Below are 13,298 nucleotides of genomic sequence, written 5' to 3'. Positions count from 1 at the left end.
GGCGAAGCTTTCAAGCAGAAAGAATGCCCGACGAGTCAGTTTGAAGACATTTCTAGCGGACGATGCCGCCATCGAGCGAATCATAGCCGCGCCACTTGTAGATCAGCGCTGAGATAAGCCAGCACGCGGCGAAGAGACCGACGATTGCATAACCGAGCGCGCCGAAGTGTTCGGAAAGCACGGCGACCGCGTCCCACAGTCCGCCCTTCAGTTGCAACCGGTCCGCGATCAACCCGAGCGCTTCGATGCCGCCTATCAGCACCGCGATCAGCACCGACACCAGCGTGACCGTGAGGTTGTAGTAGAGCTTGCGGATCGGCTTCATGAAAGCCCAGCCATAGGCGCCGACCATGAGCATGCTGTCGGCGGTATCGATGAGCGACATGCCCGCGGTGAAAAGCACCGGAAACACGAGGATCGACCACACCGGCATGCCGCGCGCGGCTTCCGCGGCGGCGATACCCATGAGGCCGATCTCGGTCGCCGTATCGAAACCGAGTCCGAAGAGAAAGCCGAGCGGATACATATGCCAGCTTCGGCTGATGAGGCGGAAAAGCGGCCGGGCGATGCGCGCGATCGGTCCGCCGCCCGCCATCAGCAGGTCGGCGTCGTCGTCGTGCCATGCTTCGCCGCGACGCACGCGCCCGAACGCGCGCCAGACGCCGCGCAGCACGAACAGATTCATCGCCGCGATGGCGAAGAGAAAAAGCGCGGAGACGGACGTCCCGATCACCCCGCCGATCTCACGATACTGCGCAAAGCGGCCCTGCACGGCGAACGCGGTCGCGGCAATGAGCGCGCTCGCCACCACGACGACCGTCGAATGGCCGAGCGAAAAGAAGATGCCGACGCCAAGCGGACGCTTACCCTGCTGCATCATCTTGCGCGTGACGTTATCGATAGCGGCGATGTGATCGGCATCCACGGCATGGCGCAGTCCGAGCGAATACGCCAGCAGCGACGTGCCAAGCAGCACCGGATAGTGCCGGAACGCGACGAGCGCCCAGAGCCACGCGAGCACATTGAAGACGATGAGCCCGGCAAACATGCGCGTCGACTTGCGTTGCAGACTGAAAGCGCCCATTCGCCCGGCAGTCTCGATGACCGCGCTGTGACTCGGGTTGGCGTCTCTGTCGTGAAATCGGGACATGTCGGTGGATTTGGGGCCACAAAGGGTCAAAGGATACCGCGCTTCGATGGGCGGCCAATAATCGGCGCGGCCACTCCCGCGCGTTCGGCGCGTTCACCGGGCAATCACGTGACCTGCCGCATATATGACTTTTTGCCTATTCCTATTCGCTGAGCGGGGAAAACATAGGCGGATTCATTGGTTGGGCGCATCGAAGCGCGCAGCTAGGATGGCACTTCGCTTATCCCGACTTTCGCCATGCCCCGCTATCTCGACGACGCGCAACGCGAGCAACTCCAGGAACAACGCGCGACGTGGCGCTGGCGCAGCGCGTGGCCGACGTGGCTCGTGATCGTCGCGGTGTACAGCGGCTGGTTCGGCGTGGCGCTCCATGCGCGCACGCTCGGCTTGCCGGTCACGCTCACGCTGCTCGCGGTGCTCTCGTGCTGGTACATGTCGCTGCAGCACGAACTGCTGCATGGACATCCCACGCGCTGGCCGCTCGTCAACATGCTTTTCGGCCTGGCGCCGCTCGCCGTGTGGTTTCCGTATGCGGTGTATCGCGACTCGCATCTGCGTCATCACGACGACGCGCATCTGACCGAGCCCGGCCGCGACCCGGAAAGCTATTACGTCACGCCGGAGCAGTGGGCCAATGCGGGCGTCGTATTGCGCGCGGCCCTCGCTGCCCGCAATACGTTCTTGGGCCGCGTGCTGATCGGTCCATGGTTCTCGATCGCCGCCTCGTGGCGCGAAGCCGCGCAGGCGGTCGCGCTAGGTCAATGGCGGATCGTCGCGAGCTGGCTCGTGCACGCAGCGTCGCTTGCCGCGCTTGCATGGTGGCTCGATGCCCGTTGCGGCATTCCGTGGCGCGCGTTTCTGTTCGGCGTCGGCTATGCATCGCTGGCGCTGGCTTCGGTGCGATCGTTTCAGGAGCATCGGGCGGAAGGCGATGCCCGCGAACGCACCGTTCTGAACGAGGCCGCGTGGCCCTGGCGACTGCTGTTTCTGAACAACAATTATCATTCGGTGCATCACGACTTGCCCGGCGTGCCGTGGTTTGCGCTGGGCGCGGTGTATCGGCAGCGGCGCGAAGCGTACGGCGCGAGCAATGGCGGATTTGTCGTGCGCGGGTACGGCGAGTGGATCAAAAAGCATGCGTTCGCGCGCGCGGTTTCACCGGTGCATCCGTTCGCGGGCGGGACGCGCGCGCCGGTGGAATGGATTGCCGATACCTCCGTCACGACGCGCACGAACGCGATGCAACGCGGCGCGGCCAAGCGCTTCGGGCAGCCGGCGCTGGTCAGGGCTGCGGCGTCCACGCGTGATTCGCGCTCGGCGAAGGTTTCGTAGATCGGCTTGCGGTCGAGCCGCCCTGTACGATAGAGCGTTCTCGCTTCTCGCAAAGCTCGCCCATGCAATGGATCACCGCCCTTCCGATGTACAACGTCACGCCCGCGCTGGCTGCCGACTGGCGCGCGCTGCTGACGGACGTGAAAGCGCGGGTGACAGACTGGCTGGACGAACGCGCTGATACGCTCGACATCGTCGATCCGGGTGCGGATCTCACCACTTTCTGGCAACGCGACGATCTGCTCCTGTCGCAAACCTGCGGTTATCCGCTCGTTCACGCGCTCGAAGGCCGCGTGCAACTCGTCGCCACGCCCAATTTCGATGTCCCCGGCTGCGCGAACGGCAGCTATCGCAGCGTGATCGTCGCCGGAAAGCACACGCAAGCGACGACGCTCGCCGACTGTCGCGGCCTTAGAGCCATCTACAACAGCGACGACTCCAACAGCGGCATGAACTTCCTGCGTCACGCGGTCGCGCCGCTGGCCCGCGAGGGCCGCTTCTTCGCTTCGGTCGAGCGAAGCGGCGGGCATCTGGCTTCGCTTCAAGCGCTCGCGACGGACCGAAGCGCGGATGTCGCCGCCATCGACTGCGTGACCTTTGCTTACGTGCGCGAACATGTGCCGGAACTAGCCGAAGGCGTCAGGGAAATCGGCGTGACGGCGAGTTCGCCCGCGCTGCCTTTCATCGCTTCGAAGCGGGTTCCGCGAGACGGCATCGAGCGGCTCGCCGCCGCGCTCGCGGATTCCGTACGCGACCATCCCGCGCTTGCGCAACGGCTGCGGCTCGACGGCTTCGTGCGCCCCACGCGCGCCGACTACGCGCCGATTCTCGACCTCGAACGCGATGCCATCGCGCAAGGCTATCCGCGGCTGGCCTGATCGCTTCGGCAAGAATCCCGCACATTCGGCACAATCGACTTTTAAACGCGAGGCGCCGGCGCGGCTTGTCCGCCAGCCGGGCCTGAACGCTGACGGCCACGCTTCTCGTCGTCCCACGCATCCGGAACGTCGCAATGATCCCCTTCTCGCTTCTCGACCTCTCACCGATTCCGCTCGGCTCGACCGCCTCCGACGCCTTCGCGCATTCGCTCGACCTCGCCCGTCACGCGGAAAGCTGGGGCTATAACCGCTACTGGCTCGCCGAGCATCACAACATGACGGGCATCGCCAGCGCGGCGACGGCGGTCGTGATCGGCCATATCGCGGCGGGCACCAAGACCATTCGCGTCGGCTCGGGCGGCATCATGCTGCCGAATCACGCGCCGCTCGTCATCGCCGAACAGTTCGGCACGCTCGCGTCGCTGTTTCCGGGACGTATCGACTTGGGCCTCGGACGCGCGCCCGGCACCGACCAGACCACGGCTCGCGCGCTGCGTCGCGACTTGCAAGGCAGCGCCGATTCCTTCCCTGACGACGTCGTCGAACTGCAGCGTTTTTTCGCCGATCCCGTCGAGGGACAACGCGTGCGCGCAGTGCCCGGCGCCGGTCTTCATGTGCCCATCTGGCTGCTCGGCTCGTCGCTCTTCAGCGCGCAACTGGCGGCGGCGCTCGGGCTGCCGTTCGCGTTCGCGTCGCATTTCGCGCCGGATTATCTGCTGACCGCGCTGGAGGTGTATCGCACGCAATTCCGGCCATCGGCGACGCTCAAGAAGCCTCACGCGATGGTCGGCGTGAACGTCTTCGCCGCCGATACCGTCGATGAAGCCCTCTTTCTATTTACCTCGCTGCAGCAGCAGTTCATCAATTTGCGGCGCGGCACGCCCGGCCAGTTGCCGCCGCCCGTCGACCAGATCGCGTGGAGCGAGGGCGAGCGCGCAGGCGTCGAGCGGTCGCTCGCGTGTTCGGTGGTCGGCGCGCGTGCGGATGTCGAAGCGGGTTTGCGCTCGGTGATCGAGCAGACTCAGGCCGACGAGTTGATCGTCACGGCGCAGATCTTCGATCATCGGGCGCGTCTGCGCTCGTTCGAGATCACGGCGGAAGTACGCGATTCGATTGCCGCCCGCGGTTGAATCGGCGCAACGACGAAGGCCGCACGACATTCGGGAAAGCCCCTACGCTTTACGCGCGCGCTTTTGACAGGCAATAATGAGACAGGCGGGGCGCGTGCGCGCTTCGCATCTGCTTATCCGCCGTGTCTGCCTTCGTCGTGCGCCCGAAATTCGTGCATGAGAGAGGAGGCGCGGCAAGACAACAACAAATACGTCGCAAGACGGGAGGAAGAATGTCGATGCCGAAAAGCGCCGCCACGGGCGCCATGACGCTCCTGACGGAATACGATGAATCGAGCGGCCAGGAAGTGCGTTCGCTGCGGCTCGAACCCGCATCCGACGGCAAGGCTGTTCTGTTGATCGAGATCGACGAGCGCAAGCCGGGTATTCATCGTGAAGTTCGTTATGAAATTACGCCCGCCGAACTGATTGCGGCAATTCGCGCGCACGGTGCGGAATTGCCGGGTGAACAACATAGTCGTTAAAACAATTTAATAGTTGGCGCAAGCAGCATACAATAGCGTTCAGGCGACGCATCAGCCGTTCGGGAAACCGGGCGGTTCGAGTGTCGCTTTCCCGCAGTTCGTAGCCTCCCGACGTGACCTCCCGCGCGCACTATAGTCGTGCGTCCGTCATGGCGATTCCCGCACGAGCCAATGTCCGAAGCCGGTATTACTGTTATATAGCCGACACAGCGGGGACATTAATCGGTGTGGGCGGCGCGTGTGATGGGATAAGCGCGGTCTGCGGTAAATACACTAATTGACGCACGTTTCACTGTGCGTCACGCTGGATAAAACATATCAAACCTAGTCATCGAGCCGCCCCGGTCCGCGCGGGGCATCGGTTCGTCTTTCGCAAATCAAAAAGCTGAATCAGGAAAGCCGTGGACGAAAGAAAGCGAGACAGCATCATCGCGTATTTACGCAGCCGAATGGTCGAGTTCGGCATTACGGAAGGCGCGCTGGCCGAAGCATTGGCCGACGCACCAGCGGCCGAACCGCCGCCCACCTTTACCAAGACCAACGGCGCCAACGGTACGGCGAAGCCAGCTCGGGCCATGCCGCAATTGCCGTCACTGCCGCAATCCGGAGACGGCGCAGCGCCGATTTTCCGTAACGCCAGCGGCGACACGTGGGACGGCCTGGGCGACATGCCCGAATGGCTGAAGCGCGCCGTGCATGCCGGTCAGGATATCGAGTTTTATCGCGTGTAACGCCCTTCCTCGTTTCCCCGCCTTTCGGATACGCATGCACGGTGGCCAATAAACGCCATCATTATGCGTAGTCATTAAGCGCGATTCGTAAGGCATGGGCGTTTCGCCTTCGTCATTGTCACCTCAGGCCATGCAAGCGGAATGCTCCGCGTGCTTCTGCGCGCGCCGTTTTTTCGCAAAGACGTCGTGGTTAATCGCGCCCGCATTTGCCGACCGGCCGTGCACATTCGAAACGCACACGCATGCAATTGCGCGGCTCGGCGCGTGCGAAGCCTCGCGCATAGGCAATTCATCGCGAATAATCAAGCCTAAAAAATTTCGACGATGGTTCCCTTTCGCGGCGGAAAACGTTTATTGGTGGTGACCAGTACCCGGCTTTCCTGAAAGCGCCGCCGTTTCGCGAACACTTCATCGTTACATCCAGCACACCGTTAGTACACCGCAAGTACGCCGAACAGGTCCCGCAGTCTTTGCTCGACAGGGGGAACGCATGAACGCTTACCGACGCCTCGCGCGCCACGATACCGAAACCGAAACTGATTGGCAGCTGCATCGACAGACGAGGAAGCGGAGCACGCGCTCAGGCCTCGCCTTGCATCGCGGCTGACGTATAGCGTCCGCGAAACGCGTATCGAACGAGGAGCGCCATGTTGCCCCGGCCCACTACCCTGCCGAGCGTCGAGCGGCGCATGACAGCCGGGCGCATGTTGCTCGAAGGGGCATCGGTGCAGGCCGTGGCGGAGCATCTGCATCTGTCCTTGCAGACGGTGAAGCGTTACAAGGCAATCGTGTCCGATGGCGGGCTCGACGAGCTCGCGAAAATGGGCGTGGGCGGACGGGTATCGGTGCTGGACCGCGAGGCGCTCGAATGGATCGCGGCCGCCTTGCAGGGCCCGGCGCGCGTGCATGGTTTTGCGAGCGACGCGTGGACCAACTCGCGTCTGCGCGAACTGATCGAGCGGCGCTTCGGCGTGCGTTATTCGCGCGTCTATGTGTGGCAGATCGCGACCAATCTCGGACTTGGGCATCTGCTGTCGAAGTCACGACGCTGATGCCGGTGATGTTCACATATCAAAGGAGATGACCATGCTTCGAACTTCGCGTCGTGCAGGCAGTTCATGGATCGGATGCGCACTCGTCGCGCTTGCTTGTGTCTCGGCTTTGCCGGCTGCGGCGCAGGATGCCGCGTCGGAACCGCAAGCGCGAGCCGGGGCGGCGGTGGCGCAAGTGCAGGCGCATGTGGTTGGCATCGACCCGGTGACGAACAGCGTCGCGCTAAAGGGGCCGGCGGGGCGCGTCGTGGAAGTCGCCGTCAATCCGCAGGTCGCCGATGTCAAGAAGCTCAAGATAGGCGACACGGTGAACATCGAGTATCGCAACGCCGTGCTGATGCGCGCGGTCAAGGCGAAGCCGGGTGCGATTCGTGAGCGCGTCGACACGCAAGCGACCGTTCCGGCGACGAACGGCGTGACGGCGCAGGCGCGAACGGTGGAGATACTGGCGACGATTCAGCACATCGACAAGAAAAAGCGCGAGATCACGCTACGCGGCCCGACCCACACGGTGACGCTTGCGGTCGCGCCGGACTTATCGCTTGACGGCTTGAAGTCCGGAGATATGGTGCATGCGCAATTCGAATCGGCGACGGCCATTCAAGTGCTCAGGGACGGGCAGCCCTTACGCTGATCTTGACGCGCAATCGCCACGCTCCGGAAAGCCTTTGCGGATCAATGCGTTGGATGGGTCACGCAGCGGCTATCCACAGGGCTTTCAACAGAAACTGTGGATAGTTTCGTGGATGACCCATTTTGCATACGCGAATAAAAAAGCCCCGCGACCGCGGGGCCAACCTCTCAGATTCCCGCTACCCTTTCGACCTCAGAAATTGAAGTTATCGATATTCGCCGAATCGAACGTCGTAGGCGGCCCGAGAATCACTTCCCCGCTCTTTCCCACGGTCCGCTTGCCCAGCTTGCCGGCTTCGAACGAATCGCCTTCCTTGCCCGTGATCGTGCCCGACGCAAGACTGGCCGCCGCGTACGCCGCGAGATAACCCAACTGACCCGGGTCCCACAACTGGAACGCCTTGACCGTGCCGTTCTTCACGAACGCGCGCATCTGGTTCGGCGTGCCGAGACCCGTCACCGTGACCTTGCCCTTGGCTGGCGAACTCGAGATATAACGCGCCGCCGCCGCGATGCCCACCGATGTCGGCGCCACGATTCCCTTCAGGTTCGGATAAGCCTGCAACAGGCCCTGCGTCTCCACGAATGATTTTTGATCGTCATCGTTGCCGTAGGCGATCTTCACGAGTTTGATCTTCGAATACTCCGGCTTCTTCAGTTCGTCCTGCATCCATTTGATCCAGGTGTTTTGATTGGTCGCGTTGGGCGTCGCGGAGAGAATCGCGAATTCGCCTTCACCGCCAATCAGCTTCGACAGCAACTGGATCTGTCCACGTCCGATCGCTTCCGATTCGGCCTGATTCACGAAAATTTGCCGTCCGTCGGGCGCGGTGTCCGAGTCGAAAGTCACGACCTTGATGCCCTGCGACATCGCTTTTTTCAGATACGGCACGACCGCGTTGGCGTCGTTGGCGGCGATCACGATGGCGTTCTGCCGCTGCGTGATCAACGTGTTGATATAGCTCACCTGTGACGACGCGCCCGCATCCGACGGGCCGACGACCTTGCCATCGCCCTTGAACTCCTTGATCGCGGCCATGCCGCCGTCATCGGCAATGACTTCGTACGGGTTATTGATCTGCTTGGGCAGGAAAGCGATCTTCAGCCCGCTCTTCAGCTCGGCGGCGCTTGCGGCAAGCGCCACGGTGGCGGCCAGCAAGGCCGCCGCGAGCACCGGCCCGCGTGAGAATCGATACGGTTTTTTCATGTATGTCTCCTGTCATTGCGCGCGAGTTTTGCCTTTGGACAAACCGTTGCGCTGGTTATCAACGTTCTTCAATGCACCCTCGACCAGCCCTCAACACCTACGACGTCTGCGCCATGAAGCGTCTTTCACGCGCGGCCCGCCAGCGCGCGACCAGATTGGGAATTAGCACCGAGGACAGCAGCAGCGCCCCGGTCACGATAGTCAGTGTTTCGCTCGATACATCCGCGAGGGTCAGCGCATTGCGCAGCACGCCGATGATCACGAGCGACAGCAGCACGCCGATCATCGACCCGCGTCCGCCGAAGATGCTCACGCCGCCGAACAGCACCGCCGCGATCACCGACAACTCGAAGCCTTCGCCGTTGTCGCCGCGCGCACTGGTGAAACGCAGCGTATAGACGATGCCCGCGAGCGCCGCCATCGCGCCGGACAGCATGAAGAGCCTGATCTTGGTCTTCGCCACGTCGATGCCCGAAAACTGCGCGGCCGTGGGGTTCGCGCCGATGGCAAAGAGGCTGCGGCCGAACGGCGTCGCCTGCAACAGCACCGTGAAGACGAGCGCGCCCGCGATCACGAGAACGAAGGGCATCGGCAGGAAGGTATCCGCGATGGTATCGATGCCAAACGACGTGTACGACGCCGGAAAGTCCGCGATGGCCTGATCGCCGAGCAACACGTAAGCGAGACCCCGAAACAGCGCTAGCGTGCCGATGGTGACAGCAAGCGATGGCAGATTGAAGCGCACGATCACGAGCCCGTTGAGCAGCCCGGCCATCGTGCCCGCGACGAGCACGATGGCGATGACGAGCGGCATCGGCAAGCCCATGTGCCAAAGCACGCCCATCAACGCGCTCGACACGCCCAGCACCGACGCCACCGACAAATCGATTTCCGCCGCGACGATGATGAGCGTCATCGGCAAGGCGATCAGCGCGATCTCGGTGAAATCGGCGAGCATGTTCGAGAGGTTCGCGCCGGAAAGGAACATCGGCGAAAGCACGCGTCCGCCGATCAGCGAGACGACCAGCACGATGGCGAGCATCGCCTCCCATTGCAGATGACGGCGTTTTGCCGTGGAAAGAGCCGAGTCGGGTTTAGCCATGATCGCGTTTCCTCATCATGCGGCGCGCGACCGAGCGCGCGAGCAACGTATCCAGCGCGATCGCCGCGACGATCAGCGCGCCTTGAATGGCCTGCTGCCAGAACGGCGACACGCGCAACACCACGAGCGCGATGTTGATGACGCCCAGCACCAGCGCGCCGAGCGTCGCGCCCGCCACCGTGCCGACGCCGCCCGTGATCGCAACGCTGCCGACCACCGCCGCCGCGACCACCTGCAGCTCGATGCCCTTCGCCGTGCTGGCATCGACGGTGCCGAAACGCGCAAGCCACAGCACGCCCGCAAGGCCGGCGATCGCGCCGGACAGCAGGAAGCCGATCATCACGCGGCGGTCCACGCGAATGCCCGCGAGACGCGCGGCTTCGGGGTTCGAGCCGATGGCGTAATGCTCGCGGCCGCCGCGATACTGCTTCAGATACACCGACAACGCGATCAGCACGACGAGCGCGATCAACACGAGATTCGGCACGCCGAGCAGCGATCCGGTTGCAATCGTGGCGAAGCTATCCGGCAGACTCGTCGCGTTGATCTGGCCGCCGTGGACCCACGCGTAGTCCGCGCCGCGCACGATATACAGCGTCGAGAGCGTGGCGACGAGCGACGGCACGCGCCCGAAGGTGACGAGCGCGCCGTTCACCGCGCCGATCACGAGCCCGACGCCCATGCCCGCGAACATCGCGACGATCACCGGCATGTGCGGGTTCATCACGAAGAGGCTGCCGACCGCATATGCGCTCACGCCGACGATCGACGCCACCGACAGATCGATATGCCGCATCAGCATGACGATCGTCATGCCCGCCGTCAGCAAGCCGATGATCGACACATTCAGCAGCACGTCACGCAGATTCTGCAGATTCAGGAAGTCCGGCTTCACCGCAGCGGTCGCGCCAATCAGCACGAGCAGCACGATGAAGAGCGTGAGCTCGCGACTCTTCGCGATCGAACCCGCGAGACTCTCGCGTTTCGTTTCGGCGGCAGGCAGCGCGGGCATGGTGGGAGAGTGTCGTGTCATCATGCGGCGCGTCCCAGGGTTTGCGGCGATGCGCCCAACGCGGCGCTCATCACTCGTTCTTCGTTTGCATCGGCGCGAGCAATGTCGGCGCTGATACGGCCTTCGTGCATGACGAGCACGCGGTCCGCCATGCCTAGCACTTCGGGCAGCTCGCTTGAAATCATCAGCACGGCCATGCCCTCTTTCACGAGTTCGGCGAGCGTGCGATACACCTCGGCTTTCGCGCCCACGTCGATACCGCGCGTCGGTTCATCGATGATGAGCACCTTCGGATTCGTCGCGAGCCACTTGCCGAGCACGACCTTCTGCTGATTGCCGCCCGACAGCGTGCCGACGGGCGCATCGAGATCGCCGGCCTTGAGGCGCAGGCGCTTGCCCCAGTCGGCGGCGAGCGTCGATTCGCTTTTCGCGGAGATGAGCCCGTGCCGCATCAAGCGGCCGAGCACGGTGAGCGATGCATTGCGCGCGATGCTCAGTTCCAGCGCGAGCCCTTGCGCGCGGCGATCCTCCGGCACGAGCGCGAGGCCCGCGCGCACCGCTGCCGCCGGATGGCCGAGGGCGAGCGCCTTCCCCGCGATCTTCACTTCGCCGCCATCGACCGGATCGATACCGAAGATGGCGCGCGCGACTTCGCTGCGTCCCGCGCCGACGAGGCCCGCGAGCGCGACGATCTCGCCTGCGCGGACATCGAAGGAAATGTTCTTGAATACGCCTTCGCGCGTCAGGTTGCGGACCGAGAGACGCACGTCGCCGGGCTGCACGTCCGCCTTCGGATAGAACGTGTCGAGATCGCGGCCGACCATCTTGCTCACGATGGCATCGATGGTCATGTCGCTGGTGAGCGCGTCGTAGACCTTCATGCCGTCGCGCATGATGGTCATGCGCTGCGTCAGTGCGAAGACTTCGTCGAGCCTGTGCGTGATGAAGAGGATCGCGACATCCCGCTCACGCAGCGCACGCACGATGGCGAAGAGCCGCTCCACTTCCGTTAGCGAGAGCGCGGCGGTGGGCTCGTCCATGATGAGCACGTTGGCGTCGAGCGAAAGCGCCTTGGCGATCTCGACCACTTGCTGGTCCGCGATCGACAAGCCGCGCACGAGCCGTTGCGCGCGCAGGTTCACGCCGAGCGACGCGAGCAACGCATCGACTTCGCGATGCATTTCGTCGTAGCGTATGCGTCCGAGCCGGTCGCGCGGCTGCCGGCCCATGTAGATGTTCTCCGCGATGGAAAGGTCCGCGAACAGCGTCGGCTCCTGATAGATGACGGCGAGACCGGCATCGCGTGCCTCGGCGGGATTGGCGAAGCGGCGCGGTTCGCCATCGACGAGAATCTCGCCTGCATCCGGCTGATACACGCCGGCGAGCAGTTTGACGAGCGTGGATTTACCCGCGCCGTTTTCGCCGAGCAACGCGTGGACTTCGCCCGCGAAGAGTTGCAGGCTGCCGTCGCCCAATGCGCGCACGCGGCCGAACGCCTTGCTCGCGTGCCGCAATTCGAGTCTTGGCGGCTTGTTGGTTGTCATGCGCTGTCTCCTGTTTGTCGGCCGAAGCTGGCGCTTGCTCCGGCCTGTGCAACGCCGTGGACCTTGGCGTTGCGCCTGAGCGCTTACGCGAGTTTCACGCGACGCCTTCGATCAAGTCCGACGCCAGTTCCGGTCTTCGAACGTTGCTATTAAATGCGGTAAATCCGCTCCGCATTACGCACGAATAGTGCTTGCTTTTCGCTGTCGCTCGCGTCGCTCACGATTTGCGCGTAGGCGTTCCACAGCTGTTTGTAAGTACCGAAAAGCCTGTCGACCGGGAAATTCGATGCGAACATCGCGCGGCCGACGCCGAAGGTATCGATGGTTTCGAGCACATACGGCCGGAAGCTCTCCACTGTCCATTCGTGATCGAGCATGGCGAAGCCGCTCAGCTTCACCGCGACGTTCGGACAAGCCGCGAGCGCACGCATGCCGTCGCGCCACGCGCGATATCCTTCGACCGAAGACCGGTCCACGAACATCCCCGCATGATTGACGATGAACTGCGTGTTTGCATGTTCGCGCGCGAGTTGCGCGGCATCGTTCATCTGCGACGGATAAAGCTGCAAGTCGAACGACATGCCGAAGCGCTCGAGCAACGCGAAGTTCCGGCGCCACCGAGGCTCGTGCATGAAGTGCCGCCCGACGTAGTCATACAACGGATTTTCGTGCACGTTGAGAATCTGCCGGATGCCGCGCGTGTTGGCGAAGGCCGCGTGCGCTTCGAGCACGGCGGGCGCATCGTCGGCCGATAAATCCGCGCCCGCCACGATGCCGTTCGGCATGCCGCGGCCGGTGTCGTCGGCGAGTCCTTGCAGCCAGCGCGTTTCCTCGACAGGATCGGCGGGATCGTGGTTCGCATCGACGTGCACGATCTTCAGCACTTCGATGTCGCCGGCATCGCGCAACAGATCGGCGAGCAGATAGTCATGCTTTAAATCGCGCGCGTCGCCGACGAACGATGTCTGCGGATTCGCCAGCCACGGATAGTGATGCGTGGACAAATCCCACAAGTGGATATGCGGATCGACGACCTGCATGATGGTGTTCCTCACGAGCTTGG

13 protein-coding genes are annotated in these 13,298 nt (G+C 63.3%); 7 read left to right on the top strand and 6 right to left on the bottom strand.

All coding sequences use genetic code 11. The annotated features are described in order from the left end of the window. Positions 1-52 precede the first annotated feature (52 nt). The gene (locus NCR98_RS15815; protein ID WP_250467448.1) at positions 53-1,084 is read right to left on the bottom strand and encodes a HoxN/HupN/NixA family nickel/cobalt transporter; all 1,032 of its coding nucleotides are present in this window, start codon (positions 1,082-1,084) and stop codon (positions 53-55) included. Positions 1,085-1,387: 303 nt separating this feature from the next. Here NCR98_RS15815 and NCR98_RS15810 point away from each other — a divergent pair, with 303 nt between their 5' ends. The 7 genes from NCR98_RS15810 to NCR98_RS15780 all read left to right on the top strand — a co-directional run bounded on the left by NCR98_RS15810 (position 1,388) and on the right by NCR98_RS15780 (position 7,371). Further along, the gene (locus tag NCR98_RS15810) at positions 1,388-2,482 is read left to right on the top strand and encodes a fatty acid desaturase (RefSeq protein WP_250526620.1); all 1,095 of its coding nucleotides are present in this window, start codon (positions 1,388-1,390) and stop codon (positions 2,480-2,482) included. Positions 2,483-2,544: 62 nt separating this feature from the next. Then, on the top strand, positions 2,545-3,360 hold the full coding sequence (locus tag NCR98_RS15805; protein ID WP_250526619.1) for a phosphate/phosphite/phosphonate ABC transporter substrate-binding protein: 816 nt from the start codon (positions 2,545-2,547) through the stop codon (positions 3,358-3,360). A gap of 134 nt (positions 3,361-3,494) precedes the next feature. Next, a complete protein-coding gene (locus NCR98_RS15800) occupies positions 3,495-4,490 on the top strand; it encodes a luciferase-like monooxygenase (protein WP_250526618.1) in 996 nt (331 codons plus the stop codon). A 212-nt stretch (positions 4,491-4,702) separates the two neighbouring features. Next, a complete protein-coding gene (locus tag NCR98_RS15795) occupies positions 4,703-4,954 on the top strand; it encodes a hypothetical protein (RefSeq protein WP_370652151.1) in 252 nt (83 codons plus the stop codon). Between the two features lie 449 nt (positions 4,955-5,403). Then, positions 5,404-5,685 carry an H-NS family nucleoid-associated regulatory protein gene (locus NCR98_RS15790; RefSeq protein ID WP_502799753.1) on the top strand — a complete coding sequence of 94 codons (282 nt, stop codon included), beginning with the start codon at positions 5,404-5,406 and terminating at the stop codon, positions 5,683-5,685. 647 nt (positions 5,686-6,332) lie between these two features. After that, a complete protein-coding gene (locus NCR98_RS15785; protein ID WP_244828407.1) occupies positions 6,333-6,737 on the top strand; it encodes a helix-turn-helix domain-containing protein in 405 nt (134 codons plus the stop codon). Between the two features lie 34 nt (positions 6,738-6,771). Beyond that, positions 6,772-7,371, top strand: coding sequence for a hypothetical protein (locus NCR98_RS15780; protein ID WP_250526617.1), 600 nt, complete (start codon positions 6,772-6,774; stop codon positions 7,369-7,371). Between the two features lie 192 nt (positions 7,372-7,563). Here NCR98_RS15780 and rhaS read toward each other — a convergent pair whose 3' ends face one another. The 5 genes from rhaS to NCR98_RS15755 form a co-directional block, all read right to left on the bottom strand. Then, complete coding sequence (gene rhaS, locus NCR98_RS15775) at positions 7,564-8,577, bottom strand: rhamnose ABC transporter substrate-binding protein (protein ID WP_244828410.1); 1,014 nt, start codon at positions 8,575-8,577, stop codon at positions 7,564-7,566. Between the two features lie 97 nt (positions 8,578-8,674). Next, on the bottom strand, positions 8,675-9,679 hold the full coding sequence (locus NCR98_RS15770) for an ABC transporter permease (protein WP_250509946.1): 1,005 nt from the start codon (positions 9,677-9,679) through the stop codon (positions 8,675-8,677). Then, the gene (locus NCR98_RS15765) at positions 9,672-10,712 is read right to left on the bottom strand and encodes an ABC transporter permease (protein WP_409015393.1); all 1,041 of its coding nucleotides are present in this window, start codon (positions 10,710-10,712) and stop codon (positions 9,672-9,674) included. Before NCR98_RS15765 ends, NCR98_RS15770 begins: the two co-directional genes overlap by 8 nt. Beyond that, complete coding sequence (locus tag NCR98_RS15760) at positions 10,712-12,235, bottom strand: sugar ABC transporter ATP-binding protein (protein ID WP_244828413.1); 1,524 nt, start codon at positions 12,233-12,235, stop codon at positions 10,712-10,714. The genes NCR98_RS15765 and NCR98_RS15760 overlap by 1 nt, the downstream gene beginning before the upstream one ends. A 149-nt stretch (positions 12,236-12,384) precedes the next feature. Continuing rightward, entirely contained in the window at positions 12,385-13,275 is an 891-nt protein-coding gene (locus NCR98_RS15755; protein ID WP_250466773.1) for an amidohydrolase family protein, read from the bottom strand. Positions 13,276-13,298: the final 23 nt, after the last annotated feature.

It is taken from the genome of Caballeronia sp. GAWG2-1 (genome assembly GCF_023631405.1).
Lineage (GTDB): Bacteria > Pseudomonadota > Gammaproteobacteria > Burkholderiales > Burkholderiaceae > Caballeronia.
The sequence above is the reverse complement of the archived record's forward strand: the minus strand, read 5'-3'. Positions and strand labels throughout refer to the sequence as shown.

Bases quoted from the DNA above. Each gene is read 5' to 3' on its own strand.
- NCR98_RS15815 (WP_250467448.1), bottom strand. From the start codon at position 1,084: ATGGGCGCTTTCAGTCTGCAACGCAAGTCGACGCGCATGTTTGCCGGG.
- NCR98_RS15810 (WP_250526620.1), top strand. From the start codon at position 1,388: ATGCCCCGCTATCTCGACGACGCGCAACGCGAGCAACTCCAGGAACAA.
- NCR98_RS15805 (WP_250526619.1), top strand. From the start codon at position 2,545: ATGCAATGGATCACCGCCCTTCCGATGTACAACGTCACGCCCGCGCTG.
- NCR98_RS15800 (WP_250526618.1), top strand. From the start codon at position 3,495: ATGATCCCCTTCTCGCTTCTCGACCTCTCACCGATTCCGCTCGGCTCG.
- NCR98_RS15795 (WP_370652151.1), top strand. From the start codon at position 4,703: ATGTCGATGCCGAAAAGCGCCGCCACGGGCGCCATGACGCTCCTGACG.
- NCR98_RS15790 (WP_502799753.1), top strand. From the start codon at position 5,404: ATGGTCGAGTTCGGCATTACGGAAGGCGCGCTGGCCGAAGCATTGGCC.
- NCR98_RS15785 (WP_244828407.1), top strand. From the start codon at position 6,333: ATGTTGCCCCGGCCCACTACCCTGCCGAGCGTCGAGCGGCGCATGACA.
- NCR98_RS15780 (WP_250526617.1), top strand. From the start codon at position 6,772: ATGCTTCGAACTTCGCGTCGTGCAGGCAGTTCATGGATCGGATGCGCA.
- rhaS (WP_244828410.1), bottom strand. From the start codon at position 8,577: ATGAAAAAACCGTATCGATTCTCACGCGGGCCGGTGCTCGCGGCGGCC.
- NCR98_RS15770 (WP_250509946.1), bottom strand. From the start codon at position 9,679: ATGGCTAAACCCGACTCGGCTCTTTCCACGGCAAAACGCCGTCATCTG.
- NCR98_RS15765 (WP_409015393.1), bottom strand. From the start codon at position 10,712: ATGACACGACACTCTCCCACCATGCCCGCGCTGCCTGCCGCCGAAACG.
- NCR98_RS15760 (WP_244828413.1), bottom strand. From the start codon at position 12,235: ATGACAACCAACAAGCCGCCAAGACTCGAATTGCGGCACGCGAGCAAG.
- NCR98_RS15755 (WP_250466773.1), bottom strand. From the start codon at position 13,275: ATGCAGGTCGTCGATCCGCATATCCACTTGTGGGATTTGTCCACGCAT.